Origin of the sequence: uncultured Jannaschia sp. (genome assembly GCF_947503795.1) — a bacterium.
In the GTDB taxonomy this organism is placed as follows: Bacteria; Pseudomonadota; Alphaproteobacteria; order Rhodobacterales; family Rhodobacteraceae; genus Jannaschia.
In genome coordinates this window covers 440,563-457,891 of the sequence record NZ_CANNEZ010000001.1, presented here as the reverse complement: position 1 = coordinate 457,891, position 17,329 = coordinate 440,563, and the positions used below count along the sequence as shown (strand labels likewise).

Annotated in this window: 16 protein-coding genes; 7 read left to right on the top strand and 9 right to left on the bottom strand. The window is 68.3% G+C overall.

Going from position 1 to position 17,329, the window contains the following annotated elements; genetic code table 11:
• Positions 1-87 precede the first annotated feature (87 nt).
• The gene (locus Q0833_RS02400) at positions 88-579 is read right to left on the bottom strand and encodes a DUF892 family protein (protein WP_298429879.1); all 492 of its coding nucleotides are present in this window, start codon (positions 577-579) and stop codon (positions 88-90) included.
• 152 nt (positions 580-731) lie between these two features.
• Here Q0833_RS02400 and Q0833_RS02395 point away from each other — a divergent pair, with 152 nt between their 5' ends.
• Together Q0833_RS02395 and Q0833_RS02390 are read left to right on the top strand one after the other, a co-directional pair.
• Positions 732-1,172 (top strand): PA2169 family four-helix-bundle protein, encoded by a 441-nt coding sequence (locus tag Q0833_RS02395; protein ID WP_298429877.1) that lies wholly within the window; start codon positions 732-734, stop codon positions 1,170-1,172.
• A 99-nt stretch (positions 1,173-1,271) separates the two neighbouring features.
• Positions 1,272-2,342: an SDR family oxidoreductase gene (locus Q0833_RS02390; RefSeq protein ID WP_298429876.1), complete on the top strand. Its 1,071-nt coding sequence runs from the start codon at positions 1,272-1,274 to the stop codon at positions 2,340-2,342.
• A 67-nt stretch (positions 2,343-2,409) separates the two neighbouring features.
• Here the strand turns inward: Q0833_RS02390 and Q0833_RS02385 are convergent, their stop codons facing one another.
• Together Q0833_RS02385 and Q0833_RS02380 are read right to left on the bottom strand one after the other, a co-directional pair.
• Positions 2,410-3,951, bottom strand: coding sequence for an alpha-amylase family glycosyl hydrolase (locus Q0833_RS02385; protein WP_298429874.1), 1,542 nt, complete (start codon positions 3,949-3,951; stop codon positions 2,410-2,412).
• Positions 3,952-4,022: 71 nt separating this feature from the next.
• Positions 4,023-4,814 carry an SDR family oxidoreductase gene (locus Q0833_RS02380; protein ID WP_298429872.1) on the bottom strand — a complete coding sequence of 264 codons (792 nt, stop codon included), beginning with the start codon at positions 4,812-4,814 and terminating at the stop codon, positions 4,023-4,025.
• Positions 4,815-5,013: 199 nt separating this feature from the next.
• On the opposite strand from Q0833_RS02380, the gene Q0833_RS02375 reads away from it, so the two are divergent.
• Together Q0833_RS02375 and gndA are read left to right on the top strand one after the other, a co-directional pair.
• Positions 5,014-5,571 (top strand): hypothetical protein, encoded by a 558-nt coding sequence (locus Q0833_RS02375; protein WP_298429870.1) that lies wholly within the window; start codon positions 5,014-5,016, stop codon positions 5,569-5,571.
• Between the two features lie 170 nt (positions 5,572-5,741).
• The gene (gndA, locus tag Q0833_RS02370) at positions 5,742-7,136 is read left to right on the top strand and encodes an NADP-dependent phosphogluconate dehydrogenase (protein ID WP_298429868.1); all 1,395 of its coding nucleotides are present in this window, start codon (positions 5,742-5,744) and stop codon (positions 7,134-7,136) included.
• Here gndA and Q0833_RS02365 read toward each other — a convergent pair.
• Entirely contained in the window at positions 7,133-7,621 is a 489-nt protein-coding gene (locus Q0833_RS02365; protein WP_298429866.1) for a GNAT family N-acetyltransferase, read from the bottom strand. The genes gndA and Q0833_RS02365 overlap by 4 nt on opposite strands.
• Positions 7,622-7,666: 45 nt before the next feature.
• The gene (gene hemC, locus Q0833_RS02360) at positions 7,667-8,608 is read right to left on the bottom strand and encodes a hydroxymethylbilane synthase (RefSeq protein ID WP_298429864.1); all 942 of its coding nucleotides are present in this window, start codon (positions 8,606-8,608) and stop codon (positions 7,667-7,669) included.
• An 88-nt stretch (positions 8,609-8,696) separates the two neighbouring features.
• Here hemC and hemE point away from each other — a divergent pair, with 88 nt between their 5' ends.
• Positions 8,697-9,740, top strand: a complete 1,044-nt coding sequence (gene hemE / locus Q0833_RS02355; RefSeq protein WP_298429862.1) for a uroporphyrinogen decarboxylase — start codon at positions 8,697-8,699, stop codon at positions 9,738-9,740.
• 157 nt (positions 9,741-9,897) lie between these two features.
• Positions 9,898-11,064, top strand: coding sequence for an FAD-binding oxidoreductase (locus tag Q0833_RS02350; RefSeq protein WP_298429860.1), 1,167 nt, complete (start codon positions 9,898-9,900; stop codon positions 11,062-11,064).
• 1 nt (position 11,065) lies between these two features.
• Here the strand turns inward: Q0833_RS02350 and hemF are convergent, their stop codons facing one another.
• On the bottom strand, positions 11,066-11,974 hold the full coding sequence (gene hemF, locus Q0833_RS02345; protein WP_298429858.1) for an oxygen-dependent coproporphyrinogen oxidase: 909 nt from the start codon (positions 11,972-11,974) through the stop codon (positions 11,066-11,068).
• Between the two features lie 286 nt (positions 11,975-12,260).
• Between hemF and Q0833_RS02340 the strand changes: the two genes are divergently transcribed.
• Positions 12,261-13,508 (top strand): D-alanyl-D-alanine carboxypeptidase family protein, encoded by a 1,248-nt coding sequence (locus Q0833_RS02340; RefSeq protein ID WP_298429856.1) that lies wholly within the window; start codon positions 12,261-12,263, stop codon positions 13,506-13,508.
• Between the two features lie 7 nt (positions 13,509-13,515).
• On the opposite strand, the gene Q0833_RS02335 is transcribed toward Q0833_RS02340, so the two are convergent.
• Genes Q0833_RS02335 through Q0833_RS02325 form a run of 3 tightly spaced genes read right to left on the bottom strand, consistent with a single transcriptional unit; the run spans position 13,516 to position 17,325 of the window.
• Entirely contained in the window at positions 13,516-15,126 is a 1,611-nt protein-coding gene (locus Q0833_RS02335; protein WP_298429854.1) for an ABC transporter ATP-binding protein, read from the bottom strand.
• Positions 15,123-16,232, bottom strand: coding sequence for an ABC transporter permease (locus Q0833_RS02330; protein ID WP_298429852.1), 1,110 nt, complete (start codon positions 16,230-16,232; stop codon positions 15,123-15,125). Before Q0833_RS02330 ends, Q0833_RS02335 begins: the two co-directional genes overlap by 4 nt.
• A gap of 4 nt (positions 16,233-16,236) precedes the next feature.
• Positions 16,237-17,325 carry a microcin C ABC transporter permease YejB gene (locus Q0833_RS02325; RefSeq protein ID WP_298429850.1) on the bottom strand — a complete coding sequence of 363 codons (1,089 nt, stop codon included), beginning with the start codon at positions 17,323-17,325 and terminating at the stop codon, positions 16,237-16,239.
• Positions 17,326-17,329 lie beyond the last annotated feature (4 nt).

Below are 17,329 nucleotides of genomic sequence, written 5' to 3'. Positions count from 1 at the left end.
CGAAAAAGGGGCGCGATCCAGTCGGATCGCGCCCCTTCTTCCGTGTCGTTGCGAGCGACGCCGATCTCCGGCGCCGCCCGTCCGTGATCAAGCCGCGGCGTCGCGGTTGATGCCGCCCATCGCAAGCGCGGTCATCGTCTCGTCGCCGTCATAGGTGTTCGAGAGGTGCTTATCGAGCTTCGACGCCTCGTCCTCGAGGTCGAGGCGATGCGCGAAGGCCTTGCAGCATCCGTAGCCCGCGATCGCATAATGGGCCATCCGCTGGTACTGCGTGATGATCATCGCGTCGCGCACGGCGTCGTCGCCGAACTCCTCGTTGAACACATGAGCGTCGACCTCCTTCACGAGGCCCTCCATGCCCTTGCAGAATTCGCCGTCCGGGTCGGCGCCGTGGCCGCGCAGGACGTCCGCCATCATGCTCATGCCCTTTTCGATGCCCTTGTGGCCCGCGTGAAGCGCCGCCTTGAGGTCGGGATCGGTCGCGGCCTCTTCCATCTTCATGGTGGCGTCGCGCGACTGCTTGCAGGCCGAATAGATGTCCTGAAGCTGATCGACGTAGAGGTCCTTGAGGGTGTCCATGGGGTCTCTCCTTGGTGCAGATATCATACCCTTGGCAAACGTCCGCCGCCCCTCGCCCGTTCCGTCCGGGAACGCGGGATCGGCGTGGAACATTTTCCCCGCCGCCGCGCGTTGAGGCGGGGAATACCTGCAAACATAAGGACTTGCCCAGAATGACCGACCGTATCGACGCGCTGAAGACGCTGATGACCCGCCTGATCGATTCCCGCGAAGGCTACCGCGAGAGCCTCGACCACGTCGAAAGCCCACATATCCGCGAGATCTTCGAAGGGTTCCTCACCCGCCGCGACCGCAACGCCTCCGAGATCCGTGCCTACCTGACCGGCGAAGGCCACAGCGTCGATGCCGACGGCTCGCTGCTGGGTGCCGCCCATCGCGTCTTCGTCGGACTCAAGGATGCCGTCACCGCCGCCGACGACGCGGCCACGCTGGCCGAGGTGGTGCGCGGCGAGAATGTCCTGCTCGACGCCTATGACGAGGCGCTGACCGCGTCGGGCGGCGCCGACCCGGAATACATGTTCCTCAAGGAGCAGCATGCCTCCCTCGGACAGGCCATCGCCCAGCTCGAGACCCGCCGCGACCTCGCGGCGTAACGCCGCGCCCGACGAGCCAGATTATCGGGGCGTCTCCGCAACCGGGGGCGCCCCGCATTCGTTGGGGATCCGACAAGACAATTCGTGAAGGAGATGAACATGAGCCGCATTGCCGTCGTCGCCGGAGGAAGCGCTGGCGTAGGCCGCGCCACCGTGGATGCCCTGCTGGACCGGGGCTACCGCATCGCGGTCCTCGCGCGCGGGCAGGAGCGCCTGGACGAGATCGAAGCCACCCATGGCGACCGGGTCTTCACCCACGCCACGGATGTCAGCGAGGCCGCGCAGGTCGAGGCCGCCGCCGACGCCATCGTCGCCCATTGGGGCGCGCCGGATGTCTGGATCAACAGCGCCATGCTGACCAGCTTCTCGCCCTTCACCGAGGTGGACGAGGCCGAGTTCCGCAAGATCACCGACACGACCTATCTGGGCACCGTCAACGGCTGCCGGGCGGCGATGCGGGTCATGGACGGAGGCAACATCGTCAATGTCGGCTCTGGCCTCGCCTACACGTCGGTCCCGATGCAGACCGCCTATTGCGGGGCCAAGCACGCGATGGAAGGCTTCACGCAGGCGCTCCGGATCGAGTTGGCGCGCACGCGGCCCGACCTGACGCTCGGCATGGTGCAGCTGCCCGCGATCAACACGCCGCAATTCGACTGGGCCCGCAACCGGCTTGCCCGAAAGCCCCAGCCCGCGCCGCCGATCTTCCAGCCCGAGGTCGCCGCCCGCGCGATCCTCAAGGCCATCGACGAGGATTCGCGCGAGGTCATCGTCGGGCGCTCGGTGCTGCAACTGATGTTCGGCAACATGCTCTTCCCGAACCTCGTGGAGAACCAGCTCGAGGATGCGGGCGTCGAGGCGCAGCAATCCGATCAGATCGACTTCGGCCGCGACGACAATCTCGACGGGCCGCTGGCAGAGTATCCGTCCAAGTCCCACGGGTCCTACGATCACCGCGCCGAGACGACGGGGATCATCGTCGATGGCGACCGCACCCGGAAGGCACTGGTCTTCGGCGGCGCGGCCGCACTTCTGGCGATCGGCACGATGCTCGGCCGCGCGACCAAGCCCGCATCCGCGGCGCGCGAAAGGATCCGCGACGACCGCGATGACACGCCTTGGGGTGTGGACGCGCCCTACTACGCGCGGCCGATGGAATACCGTCACTGACGGAGATGGGTTATCGAAGGTACGAGGGGGGCCATGTAGCCCCCCTTTTTCATGGCCGGATGACCGGTCAGGTCAACCAGATCGCCGCCGTCCGGCCCGGCAGGCTACCGTCGTCCAGCGGGGCGGATGTCAGATCGGGGTCGGCCTCGACAGCGATGGGACTGCTCCCGAAGTTCAACACCACTCGCGCGCCGGGATAGGTCAGCCGGATCACCTCGCCGTCGCGCGACCAGTCCTCCAGCCGCCGCTCACCCATCTTGTCGCGCCGAAATGCGAAGACCCGGCGGTAATACGCGAGGATCGTGTCCGACCCGATATCCTGCACCGCGACCGAAATGCCGGAGGGCCAGTCCATCGGCAGCCACGGGCGGCCGGTCGAGAACCCCCGGTCGTCGCCCTCGGCCCAGGGGATCGGCACCCGAGCGCCCTCGCGGCCCGGCCCGTCGGGCCAGTAGAGGAGATCGAGCGGGTCGGTCACCGCCGCCTTGGGCAGGTCCGGCTGGACGAGGCCCAGTTCCTCGCCTTGGTAGAGGATCGTCGGGCCCGGCGCGGTCGCAAGGACCGTCGCAAGGAACCGCACGTCCCGGTCGGACCCGTCGCCGGACTTGCCCGCATGGCGCGGCTGGTCATGCGAGGACAGCCACCAGCCGATCCGCCCCGGATCGCCCGCCCGCGTCAGCACGTCCGCATAGGCTTCGGCGGTGCCCTTGTTCTCGGGGAAATCGGTCGTGTAGGCCGCGTCGAGCCGCCCGTCCTCGGCCAACTGCGCGGCGAGTTCGACCGACTGATTGCCTGACGTCACCTCGCCCAGGAGATAGGCGTCGTCGCCCGCCCAGCCGCGCACGATGTTGACGAAGTCCAGACCGTCGCCCGGCAGGATGTCGTTTGCGTGGTCCTGGTAGGTGTAGGGCACGAAATTCTCGCCCGAGACCTTCTCCTGCACCTCCGGGCTGGCGGGCGGATTGTCGGCCAGCGAGGGGTCGAACAGGAAGGACGTGATCGCGTCGATGCGGAACCCGTCGACGCCCCGGTCGCGCCAGAACTGCATGATACGCTTCATCTGGTCCTGCACGCCTTCGCAGCGGAGGTTGAGGCTGGGCTGCTCGGCGGTGAAGTTGTGGAAGTAGTATTGCCGCCGCTTGTGGCTCCACGTCCATGCGGGCGGCCCGAACTGCGACAGCCAGTTGTTGGGCTGGGTGCCATCGGGCTTGGGGTCCGACCAGACGTAGTAATCCTCATAGTCGGGGTCGCCCATCACGGCGCGCTGGAACCACGGGCACTCGATAGAGGTGTGGTTGAACACCTGGTCGATCACGACCCGAAGGCCCAGCCCATGCGCCCGTTCGACCAGCTTGTCGAAATCGTCGAGCGTCCCCATCGCGGGATGGACGTCGCAGTGATCGGCGACGTCGTACCCCCCGTCCGAGAGCGGCGAGGGATAGAAGGGCGACAGCCAGAGCGCGTCGACATTCAGCGAGGCGATGTGGTCGAGCTTCTGAACGATCCCGTCGATCGTGCCGATCCCGTGGCCCCGCGTGTCGCGGAACGATCGTGGATAGACCTGATAGATGACGGGCGCTTCGGGCCAGGGGAGGTCGGATTGGGTCATGGTGCGGCTCCCGCATGGCAAAGGGGCGCCCCGCAAGGCGCCCCGCTTCGATACGTCGATCTAATGCCGGATCAGGCGCCGACCACCATGCCGCCATTGGGATGCAGGCATTGGCCGGTGTAGTAATTGCTGTCGTCGGACGCGAGGAACAGGAACGCCGTCGCCACCTCCCACGGCTGGCCCGCGCGACCCATCGGCGTCTCGGACCCGAAGCCCTCGACCTGGTCGGCGGGCATGGTGCCGGGGATGAACGGCGTCCAGATCGGGCCGGGCGCCACCGAGTTCACCCGGATCCCCTTGTCGGCGAGGTTCCCGGCCATCGAACGGGTAAAGGCCAGCGACGCGCCCCGCGTCATCGAATAGGTGATCAGCGATCCCATCCCGGCGAAGGCGTTGACCGACGACGTATTGATGATCGCGGCGCCTTCCTTGAGATGCGCCAGCGCGGCCTGCGTGGTGAACATGTAGGCCATGATGTTCGAATCGATCATGCGCCGAATCTTCTCCTCGTCGAGATCGGCGAAGTCCTCGTCCAGCCATTGCTGCGCGCCGTTGTTCACCAGCACGTCGAGCTGGCCGTATTCGGCGACGGTCTTCTCCACGGCTTCGGTGGCATGGGCCTTCTGGCCGAGATCGCCGGGAATCAGCAGGCATTCACCGCCTTCGGCTTCGACCAGACGCTTGGTCTCCTCGGCATCGCGATCCTCCTCGAGATAGGCGATGGCGAGCTTCGCGCCCTCGCGCGAATAAAGCACCGCCACCGCGCGCCCGATCCCGCTGTCGCCACCGCAAATGAGCGCAACCTTGCCGTCGAGCTTGCCCGCGCCGGGATGTCGTGGCGTATAGTCGGGGGCAGGATCCATCTTCCACTCTTCGGCGGGCATGGAATCCTGGGATTGCGGCGGAATGGCTGGCGCGTTCATGGTGAGTTCCTTTCAAATGGGTCGTGCGAAAACCCCGGCGCGGGTCGGACGGTTCCCTGACGAAGGCCCAGGCGCAGGCGAACACCTTGAGACGTCGGGGCTTTCCGCGTTTCAGTAACTGACAAGGCGGATCGCACTGATGGTCATTATCAATCTCCGGGAACGGTTTCGGGCCGAGACGCGGCGGGCCCATGACGCGTCAGACCGGGCCTTCGCCCGGTTCGACCTCACCGATCCCGATGGCGTCCGGGGGTTCCTCGCGGCGCATCGCGATGCCATCACCAGCCTGCGCAAGGCCGAAGGATCGGGCCAGCTGGCACCCGCGCTCGACGCCGCCCTCGCGGCACTCGAGGCCGATCTCGGCGCGCTGGGCCATGACGCGCCCGCCGCGCCGCCTGCCGGTCCCGCGACCGACGATCCCGTCGCGCGCCGCTATGTCTGGCTCGCCTCGCGACTCGGGACGCGGATGCTGACCCGGCACTGGCGCGACGCGACCGACCCGAAGGTGCGCGCGGCGGATGCCTATCTCGGGCAAGATCCCGATCGCGGCGAATGGCGGCTCTTCTCGACCGAGGCCGAGGACATGCCCGCGCGCGGCCCGGACCCCGACCGGATCCTGCGCGCCGCGAATGACTGGTTCGCCATCTTCGAGACCACGGCCCACGAGAACCACCGGAAGGTTCGATCCGACGCGTGACGAGACGCGGACGCGCCCGACCTCTCTATGGCGGCGGCGCCTCTTCAACCGCCCGGCTCCCCAAAGAACCGTTTCCGGCCCGTACCCGCATGGCGCGGTTCGGCGCGCTCTCTCTTTCCACCGGACCGGCGGCAGGCTAGGTCGGCCCGGTATGGCGCGGGAGGCACGGCATGTCAGACACATCACGGATCGGGCTGATCGGCCTTGGCACCATGGGGGCCGCGCTGGCCTCGAACATCGCCGAGAAAGGCTTTGACATCGCGGTGTTCAACCGCACGACGCAGGTCACGCATGACTTCGCTGCAGGTGCCGGCGAACTGGCCCCCCGCATCACCCCGACCGAGACGCTCGAGGAGCTGGTCGCAGCCCTCTCCACGCCGCGCGCCATCATCCTCATGGTGCCCGCGGGCGCGGCGGTCGACGATCAGATCGACGCCCTGCGCCCGCTTCTGGACGATGACGATCTGATCATCGATTGCGGCAACGCCAATTTCCACGACACCGACCGCCGCGTCGCCGACGATCGCGGCCCCTTCCTCGGCGTCGGCGTGTCCGGCGGCGAAGAGGGCGCGCGCCACGGCCCGTCGATCATGGGCGGCGGCGACCCGGCGCATTGGGCGCGGGTCGAGGACATCATGCTCGCCATCGCCGCCAAGCATCAGGGTGACCCCTGCGCCGCCCTGATGGGTCCCGGCGGGGCGGGCCATTTCGTGAAGATGGTCCATAACGGCATCGAATATGCGGACATGCAGATGATCGCCGAGGTCTACGGCATCCTGCGCGACGGGCATGGCATGGACCCCGACGCCATCGGCGACGTGTTCGACGCATGGAACAACGGTCCGCTGGAAAGCTACCTGATCGAGATCTCGGGCAAGGTGGCACACGCCCGCGACGTGACCACGGGCGAGCCGCTCCTCTCGGTCATCGTCGATGCAGCGGGCCAGAAGGGCACCGGCCGCTGGACCGCGATCGAGAGCCAGCACCGCCTCGCCCCCGTCCCCGCCATCGAGGCCGCCGTCGTCGCCCGCAACCTCTCGGCCCGGCTGGACGAGCGGGCCGCGACCGAGGACGTGTTCGGCCCCGCGCCGCAAGCCTTCGACACGCTCGACCATGCCACGCTGGAGCGCGCGCTGATCGCGGGCAAGGTGCTCTGCTATGCGCAGGGCTTCGAGATGCTGTCGGCCGCGACCCGCGACTTCGGCTGGGATCTTCCCATGAGCCGGATCGCCCAGATCTGGCGGCAGGGCTGCATCATCCGCTCGACGATGCTCGACGACATGGCCGCCGCCCTCGACGCGCAGCCGGGCACCAACCTGATGCGCACCGAAACCTTCTCGGCGATCCTGAAGGACAATCACGACGCCCTGCGGCAGGTCGTGGCCGAAGCGGCGCTGAACGGGCACCCGACGCCCGCGCTTTCCTCCGGCCTGGCCTATTTCGACAACATGCGGACCGCGCGCGGCACCGCCAACATGATCCAGGCGCAGCGCGACTTCTTCGGCCTGCACGGCTTCGTCCATATTAACGGCGAGACCGATCAGCACGGGCCCTGGGCGGGCTAGGGCCGCGCCAGCATCGGCAGGATCGGCCCCCACGCGGTCTCTTCGCGTGGGCCCGACACGGCGAACCCGACCTTTCGATAAGCGGCGATCGCCCGCGCGTTGTCCGGGTGCGGATCGGTCGCGACGACCGGCGCGCCGGCGTCGAACAGCGCCCGCACGCGCGCCCCGATGAAGGCCGTGCCGTGCCCGGCCCCCAGCATTGCAGGGTCTCCGATATACTGGTCGATGCCCCGCGCACCCTCGGGCAGATGCGCGAAATGGTGGTCGTCCCAGCCGTGCACCGTGTAATCCTGCATGTAGGCGAAGGGGCGCCCGCCCACCGATACGATCCAGCGCGCCACGCGCGGGTCGGTCAGCTCCGCCGCGTCATAGGGCTCGTCCGCGTCCCACCATTCGCGGACATGCGGCGCCGCCAGCCAGCCCGCCAGAAGAGCGAGATCATCCAGCGTCGCAGGGCGGAACGCGTAGTCGGGGGCCGGCGTCATCGGGCCAGCCTAGCATGCGGGCAAGGTGTGCGCAGGCGCCTGCGCTCACATCCGCCAGTCGAAGAACCCGTCCGGCGCGCGGTCCAGCAGGCGGCGCGCCAGCTCGATCCCCAGCGCCGGTCCGTCCCCGGCGACGCAATCGCCCGCCTCCTCCAGCGCTTCGGAGCCGTCGGGCCGCAGAACCTCGCCGCGCAAGCGCAACGTTCCGCCGTCGAGCACCGCCAGCCCCGCGATGGGTGTTTCGCAGGAGCCGTCGAGCTGCCGGAGAAAAGCGCGTTCGGCCTCGACCCGGAGGCCCGTGTCGTGATCGTGGATCGCCGCCAGCACGTCGCCCATCGCGTGGTCATCCGCGCGCCGTTCGATCCCGATGGCGCCCTGCGCGATGGCGGGCAGCATGTCGCCGGGATCCATCGCGCGGCGGGGGACCTCGCCCATCCCCAGCCGGTTCAGCCCCGCCATGGCGAGGAAGGTCGCGTCCGCCACGCCGTCGCGCAGCTTGCCCATTCGGGTCTGCACGTTGCCGCGGAACTCGACCACCTCCAGCGTCGGGCGCCGAAGCGTCAGCTGCGCCCGTCGGCGGAGGCTCGAGGTGCCGACCCGCGCGCCATCGGCCAAGTCCGCGATCGAGCCGCCGTCCAGCGTCACGAAGGCATCCCGCACATCCTCGCGCGGCAGGTAGACGTCGAGCAGCAAACCCTCGGGCTGCAGTGTCGGCATGTCCTTCATCGAATGGACCGCGATATCGATCCCGCCGTCGAGCAGCGCCTCCTCGATCTCGCGGGTGAACAGCCCCTTGCCCCCGATCTCCTTCAGGGGCCGGTCCTGTACCGCGTCTCCGGTCACCTTGATGATCGCGATCTCGAAGGCCGCCTCGGGCAGGTCCATCGCGGCCATCAGTCGGGTCCGCGTCTCATGCGCCTGGGCCAGCGCGAGGGGTGAGCCGCGCGTGCCGATCTTCAGGGGGCGATCGGGGGAGAAGGTCGTCATCGGCGGCGTCCGGTCTGTCTAGTGCGGTTGACACCTACGCGCCGCATGGGACAGTTGACAAGACGCACCGACCGAAGGCCCTGCCCCCATGAAAACCCTGCTGCGCTCCCTCGCCGGAGAGACCCTGCCCGTGCCGCCGATCTGGATGATGCGACAGGCGGGCCGCTACCTTCCGGAATACAAGGCGACGCGGGCGGAGGCCGGGGATTTCCTGTCGCTCTGCTACAACCCGGACCTTGCGACCGAGGTGACGTTGCAGCCGATCCGCCGCTTCGGGTTCGACGCGGCGATCCTCTTCGCGGACATCCTCCTGGTGCCGCAGGCGCTGGGGGCCGATCTCTGGTTCGTCACCGGCGAGGGCCCGCGCCTCTCGACCATCACCGGACCCGAGGGCGTGGCCGCGCTGAAGGGCGGCGACGACATCCACGACACGCTCGCCCCGGTCTACCAGACCGTGCGCAACCTCGCCTCGGCCCTGCCGTCCGAGGTGGCGCTGATCGGCTTCGCGGGCGCGCCCTGGACGGTCGCGACCTACATGATCGCCGGGCGCGGCACGCCCGACCAGGCTCCGGCCCATGCCCTGAAGGACGGTGATCGCGCGACCTTCGAGGCGCTGCTCGACCGCATTACCGAGGCCACGATCGAATATCTCGACCAGCAGGTGCAGGCCGGCGCCGAGGTCGTGAAGATCTTCGATAGCTGGGCCGGGTCGCTGAAGGGCGACGATTTCGCGAAATACGCGGTCGCCCCCGCCAAGCGCATCATATCCGAGCTGAAGGCCCGCCACCCCGGCCTGCCGGTCATCGCCTTCCCGCGCGAGGCGGGCGACGGCTATATCGGCTTTCATGCCGCGACCGGGGCCGATTGCGTGGCGGTCGATGACAGCGTCGACGCCGCCTGGGTCGCCGAACACGTCCAGCCCGACGGCTGCGTGCAGGGCAATCTCAAGTCGTCGCACATGGTCACCGGGGGCGAGGCTCTCGTCTCCGAGGTCCGGCGCATCCGCGACGCGCTCTCGGGCGGGCCGCATATCTTCAACCTCGGGCATGGCATCACGCCCGACGCGGATCCCGACAACGTCGCGCTGATGATCGAGACCCTGCGCGAGACGGCCTCCGTTCCCGCAAGCTGAACGGGCGGGGGCGAGGGGCCAGCCCCTCGCGCTCCCCGGTCAGGGGGCCGTCTGCCCCCTGCCGACCCCCGAAGGTATTTTGCGGCCAGAGGACGGGATGACCGGCCGGCCAAGCCGTGGCAGGCTGGCGCGCGGGCAAGCGATCGGTTGAGGCGCCATGGACAGCTACGATTTCATCGTGATCGGCGGCGGCATGATGGGTGCCCCCTGCGCCCGCTATCTGGCCGAGACGGGGCGATCCGTCGCCCTTGTTGCCGCCCCGGAACCCGAAGACGTCCAGAGCTGGACCGGCCCGTTCGGCAGCCATTTCGACGCCGCGCGCATCACCCGCCATGTCGCTGCCGATCCCGACTGGGCGCTGGCCTCGGCCCGTGCCATCGCGCGCTACGCCGACCTCGAGGCGCGGTCGGGCCAACGTATATTCCACGAGACCGGCGCATTGATGGCCGGGCCGACCGACGGCCCGCTCGCCGATTGGACACGCGGCTTTCGGCAGGTCGCGGCGGGTGTGCCCGGCGCGACGATGCTCGACACCGCGGAGGTCCGGGCCCGCCTCGGCCTGGCACTGCCACCAGGTTCGATCGCGAGCTACGAGGCGACCAGCGGCGGCTGGATGGATCCCCGCGCCATGCGGCAGGCAAGCCAGGCGCTCGCGGTGCAGGCCGGTGCGACCCTCTACACGCAGCACGCCCGCGCGCGGGATGACAGCACGGTGACGCTGGCCGACGGGACGCGGATCGGGGCGGATCATGTGATCGTCGCCACAGGCCCCCATGCCGCTTCGGACGGGCTGCTGCCAGCGCGGCCCGCCCTCAAGGTCTGGGCCCGCACCATCGCCTTCGCGGAACTCTCGGAGGCCGAGGGCGCGCGGCTCGCCGCCATGCCGTCGGTCATCTGGGCGCCCGAGGGCTGGGACCACGACCTCTACATGCTGCCGCCCGTGCGCTACCCGGACGGAAAGCTCTATCTCAAGATCGGCGGCCAGGTCGACAGCCCCCGGATCGAGAGCGCCGCTGACATGACCGCGTGGTTCCGTTCGGGTGGGGACGCCGCGGTCGCCGACCGCCTGCTGGCCGAGATGCGCGCCGTCCTGCCGGGCCTCACCACCGTCCGGACGATGCCCGGCCCCTGCGCCGTGGTCTGGAGCGCGACGGGCTATCCCTATATCGAACGGCTCTCGGACCGGGTGACCGTGCTTTGCGGCGGCAACGGGGCCTCGGCCAAATGCGGCGACGAATGGGGCCGGCTGGGCGCGATCGCCGCCACCGGGGGTCGGCTCAACGGCGAGGGCTACGCCTGCGACTTCAGGGCGGTCTGGGCCTAGGTCAGATCCACTTGGCCAGCGGCGGCAAGCTCATCAGGACGGCATTTGCATCATGCCCCGTCTCGAGCCCGAACTTGGTGCCCCGGTCATAGACGAGGTTGTACTCGGCATAGAGCCCGCGATGTACGAGCTGCGCGTCCTTGTCGGCCTCGGTCCAGGGCTGGTCCCGGCGCTTGACCACCAACGGCTCGAAGGCGGGCAGGAAATGCTCGCCCACGGATCGAGTGAAGGCGAAATCCGCGTCCCAGTCGCCCGTGTTGAGATCATCGTAGAAGATACCGCCCACGCCCCGCGCCCGGCCCCGGTGGGGGACATAGAAATACTCGTCGGCCCATTCCTTCAGCCGGTCGTAGCGTCCCGCTTCGTGGGCGTCGCAGGCGGCCTGCATCTCGCCGTGGAAATGTGCCGTGTCCTCGGAATACTCGATCGCGGGGTTCAGGTCGGACCCGCCGCCGAACCACCACGCATGGGGCGTCCAGAACATTCGCGTGTTCATGTGGACCGCAGGCACGTGCGGGTTGCGCATATGCGCCACGAGGCTGATGCCGCTGGCCCAGAAGCGGGGATCCTCGGCCATGCCCGGCACGCCCCGCGCCGCCATCGCCTTCTGTGCGCGCGGCGCGAGCGTCCCGTGCACCTCGGACCAGTTGACGCCGACCTTCTCGAAATGCCGACCGCCCCGCATCACCGACATGATCCCGCCGCCTGCGTCCGAGCCGTCGTCGGAGCTGCGTGTCGTGGGCGTCACCTCGAACCGTCCGGCGGGCATATCGGCATGGGGGCTGGCCACGTCCTCGAGCGCCTCGAAGGCCGCGACGATTCGGTCGCGCAGCGTGCGAAACCAAGCCGCGGCCTCGCGCCTGGCATGGTCGGGGGCCGCGGCGGCGCGGGGGGTCGAGGTCTCGGTCATGGTCGATCCATTCGTGCGTAGAGTCGCCCGGGCCACATGGGGGGCGTCCGGTGCCACGATCCTGCCACATTCCACGCCGGGATTGGTAGGCCGAACGCCGCCCTGACCCCACATCTGGGGATCCCGCAACAGATCGGGGTAATTTCGGGGCAAGACCGTTCGAGGGTGGATTCCGGGGCCCGCCTGCGGTTACCCTCATAGCAATTGGGACCGACGCAAAGTCGGCCCGTACGGCAGACAGAGCAGTCGCACCATGACAATGATCCAGCGGGCCCTCGGGGGTCTGATGCCGCTTATCGTCGCCCTTCTCCTGGCCCTTCCGGCGCAGGCCGCGCCTTATGCGGAGATGGTGATCGACGCACGCACCGGCGAGGTTCTCCGGTCGCGCAATGCCGACGCACGCCTGCATCCCGCCTCGCTGACGAAGATGATGACGCTTTACGTCGCCTTCGAGGCCGTGCGCCTGGGCGAGATCACGCTGGACACCGAGGTCCGAATCTCGCGCAACGCCGCCAATGAACAGCCCTCGAAGCTGGGCCTGCGCGCCGGACAGAAGATCGCCTTTCGCTACCTGATCCGCGCCGCCGCCGTGAAATCCGCCAACGACGCCGCGACTGCCATCGGCGAGGCGATCAGCGGCTCGGAGCAGGCCTTCGCCGAGCGCATGACCCGCACCGCCCGCGCCCTCGGGATGGGATCGACGACCTTCCACAACGCCCACGGCCTCACGCAGTCGGGCCATCTCAGCACCGCCCGCGACATGACCACGATGGGACGGCGGCTGTTTTACGATTATCCTCAATATTACAACCTCTTCTCGCGGGTCTCGACCGATGCGGGCATCACCCAGGTGCGCAACACAAACCGCAAGCTCTTGGCGGCCTATCGCGGCGCGGACGGCATCAAGACCGGCTACACCCGCGCGGCGGGCTTCAACCTCGTCTCCTCGGCCGAGCGGGGCGGGGTTCGGATCATCGCCACGGTCTTCGGCGGCCGCTCGACGGCGGCGCGCAACGCGCGCATCGCCGAGCTTCTGGACATGGGCTTCGACCGCGCGCCCCGGCACGTGACCGAACGGCGCCCCGCCCTGCCCGTCTATAACGGCGCATCGCGGCCCGGCCCCTCGGCGCCCGCGGTGTCGGTCCGCCCGATCATGCGCGGGACCCTCGGTGTCCAGCTCTTCGCCTCGGCGACGCTTCCCTCGACCGTGACGCCCGCGCCGCGCCCCGTCGCGATCGAGGAACAGGCCGCGGTCCCCGCCCCGCGCGAGGTCGTCACCCGCGCCTCGACATCCGGCGGGCGCGTCTTCGCGATCTCGCTCAGTCGCCAGCCGTCGCGCTCGGCGGCCGACAAGCTTCTGCTGCGGACGGCGCTGCAGGAGCTCGACACGCTCGACGACGCGCTGCGACAGGTGAACCAGGCTCAGGGCGGCTATGACCCCAGCTTCGTCGGGCTGTCGGAACGCGAGGCCGAGCGCGCCTGCACCCGGCTGCGCGCCCGCGAAGTCGATTGCGACGTCGTTCAGGGCAGCTAGACCCCCGTCAGGCCGGGATCGCCTCCGCCGCCTTAAGATCGAACGCCGCCGCCATCAGCGCGCGCGTATAGGGGTCGGCGGGCGCGTCGAAGATTTGGGCCGCGTCGCCAGACTCGACCACGTCGCCGCGCTTCATCACCATCACCTTGTGGCTGAGCGCGCGCACGACCTTCAGATCGTGACTGATGAAGAGATAGGCGAGGCCATACTTCGCCTGCAGGTCGCGCAGCAGTTCCACCACCTGCACCTGCACCGTCTGGTCGAGCGCGCTGGTCGGCTCATCCAGCACGACGAGCTTCGGGCGCAGGATCATGGCCCGCGCGATAGCGATCCGCTGCCGCTGCCCGCCCGAGAACTCGTGCGGGTACCGGTCCATCGCGGCGGGGTCGATGCCCACCTCGGTCAGGATCTCGGCCACCTGGTCGCGGTGGGGGCGCGTATCGCCCGTGTCGTGCAGCTTGAGACCCTCGGCCACGATCTCGGCCACCGTCATGCGCGGGCTGAGCGAGCCGTAGGGGTCCTGGAACACGATCTGCATCGCTTGGCGGAGCGGGCGCAAGGCCTTGGACTTCAACCCGTCGATGCGGCGGCCCTCCAGCGTGATCGCGCCCTCGGACGAAATCAGCCGCATGATCGCCAGCGCCAGCGTCGTCTTGCCCGACCCGCTCTCGCCGACGATGCCCACCGTCTCGCCCGCGCGCACGCTCAGCGTCGCGTCGTTGACGGCCTTCACGTAACCCGCCGTCCGTTTCAGGAGGCCCTTCTGGATCGGGAACCAGACCTTCAGGTGCTCGGTCGACACGATCTCGGGCGCGTCTGCGGGCACCGGATCGGGTCGCCCGGTCGGCTCGGCGGCCAGAAGCTTCCGCGTATAGGGATGCTGTGGCCGGTCGAAGATCTCGGCCACGGGGCCGGTCTCGACGATGACCCCCTTCTCCATCACGCAGACCCGGTCGGCGAAGCGCCGCACGATCCCGAGATCATGGGTGATGAAGAGCATCGACATGCCCTCCTCGCGCTTGAGATCGGCGAGGAGTTCGAGGATCTGCGCCTGGATCGTCACGTCCAGCGCCGTCGTCGGCTCGTCCGCGACCAGAAGCTCCGGCCCGTTGGCCAGCGCCATGGCGATCATGACCCGCTGCCGCTGCCCGCCGGACAGCTGGTGCGGATAGGAGGGCAACCGGCTCTCGGCGTCCTGAATGCCGACCTTGTCGAGCAGGTCGAGAATCTTCGCGCGCACCGCGTCGCCCTCAAGCCCCTGGTGCAGGCGGATCGACTCGGCGAGCTGCTTCTCGATCGTGTGCAGCGGGTTGAGCGAGGTCATCGGCTCCTGAAAGATGAAGCTGACATCGTTGCCGCGCACGCGGCGCAGCTCGGCCTCGTCGGCCCCGATCATCTGCGCGCCGTCATAGGTCACCGATCCCGAGACCTGCGCACTGTCGGGCAGGAGCGAGACGGTCGAGAGCGCCGTGATCGACTTGCCGCTCCCGCTCTCGCCCACGAGGGCCACGGTCTCGCCCTTCTCGACGGTGAAGGACACGCCGCGAACCGCTTCGGTCGTCACGCCGTCTTGGCGGAAGGCGATGCGCAGGTCGCGGACCTCGAGAAGCGCGGTCATGCGAAGGTCTTCCGCGGATCGAAGGCATCGCGGACGCCCTCGAAGATGAAGACCAGCAGCGACAGCATGATCGCGAAGGTGAAGAAGGCCGTGAAGGCCAGCCACGGGGCCTGCAGGTTCTGCTTGGCTTGCAGCGTCAACTCGCCCAGCGACGGCGCCGAGGAGGGCAGGCCGAAGCCGAGGAAATCGAGCGAGGCCAGCCCCGCGATCGAGCCCGTGACGAGGAACGGCAGGAAGGTCAGCGTCGCGACCATCGCGTTGGGCAGAACGTGTCGGAACATGATCGTGCCGTTGCCGACGCCCAGCGCGCGGGCGGCGCGGACGTATTCGAAGTTGCGCGCACGCAGGAACTCGGCCCGCACCACGCCCACCAGCGCCGTCCAGCCGAACAGGACCGACAGCCCGACCAGCAGCCAGAAGTTCATCGGTATGATCGCGGCCACGATGATGATGATGTAGAGGCTCGGCACCCCGCCCAGGATCTCGATGATCCGCTGGAAGATGAGGTCCGTCCAGCCGCCGAAGAAGCCCTGTACCGCCCCCGCCGCAATGCCGATGACCGAGGTCAGCAGCGTTACGATCAGCGCGAACATGACCGAGAGGCGGAAGCCGTAGATCACCCTTGCCAGCACGTCGCGCGCAGTGTCGTCGGTGCCCAGCAGGTGCTGGCCGTCGGGGGCCGAGGGCGCCGCGCCGTCGATGTCGTTCACCGTGTTGTAGCTGTAGGGAATGAGCGGCCAGAGGATCCACCCCGCCTCGACCGGCTCGCCCGCGACGGCGTTCGTCGCCTCGACCTCGGCGATGACGCCCTCGGGGTCGTCGAAGCAATCCTCAAGGCCGCCCGACACGATCAGGCACTGGACCTCGATATCGGTATAGGCCGCCTCGGTCTGGAAATCGCCGCCGAACGCCGTCTCGGGATAGAACGCGAAGACCGGCACGTGCAACTCGCCCCGATACGAGACGAGGAGCGGCTTGTCGTTGGCGATGAGCTCGGCGATCAGGCTCAGCCCGAACAGCACCGTGAAGATCGCCAGCGACCAGACGGCGCGCCGGTTCTTGCGGAAGTTGCGCAGCCGCCGCTGGTTGAGGGGGGAGAGGGCCACGGCGTCAGGCCTCCCGGCTCTCGAAGTCGATCCGGGGGTCGATCCAGATATAGGTCAGGTCCGTGATCAGCCCCATGACCAGCCCGATCAGCGAGAAGGTGAAGAGCGTGCCGAACATCACCGGGTAATCGCGGCTGACCGCGGCCTCGAAGCCCAGCCGTCCCAGCCCGTCCAGCGAGAAGATCGTCTCGATGATGAGCGAGCCGCCGAAGAACACGCTGACGAAGAGCGCCGGGAAACCCGAGATCACGATCAGCATCGCGTTGCGGAAGACGTGCCCGTAAAGGACGCGGCTTTCCGGCAGGCCCTTGGCCTTGGCGGTGACGACGTATTGCTTGCGGATCTCGTCGAGGAACGAGTTCTTCGTCAGGAGCGTCAGCCCCGCGAAGGCCGAGATGGTCGAGGCCAGCACCGGCAGCGCGATGTGGTGCAGGTAATCGAGCGCCTTGCCGATCGGCGAGAGCGTCTCGAAATTGTCCGAGGTCAGGCCGCGCAGCGGGAACCATTGCAGGTAGCTGCCCCCCGCGAAGACGACCAGAAGCAGAATCGCGAAGAGGAAGCCGGGAATGGCGTAGGCCACGATCACGACGCCCGAGGTCCAGGTGTCGAAGCCCGAGCCGTCGCGCACGGCCTTGCGGATACCCAGCGGGATCGAAATGAGGTAGGCGATCAGCGTCGACCAGAGGCCCAGCGTGATCGATACGGGCATCTTCTCGATCACGAGGTCCACGACCGAGATCGAGCGGAAGTAGCTCTCGCCGAAGTCGAACCGCATGTAGTCCCACATCATGTTGAGGAACCGCTCCAGCGGCGGCTTGTCGAAACCGAACTGGGCCTCCAGCTCGTCGATGAATTCCTGCGGCAGACCCTGGGCGCCGGCATAGCCCGAGTTGTTGCCCTGGCCCTGACCCTCCTGCAGCTCGGTCGAGGCGCCGGAGATGTTGCCGAAGACGTCGCCACCACCCTCGAGCTGGGCGAGGATCTGCTCGACCGGGCCGCCCGGCACGAACTGCACCAGCGTGAAGTTGATGATCATGATCCCGAGCAGCGTCGGGATCATGAGCAACAGACGTCGGAGAATGTAGGCGCCCATCGGG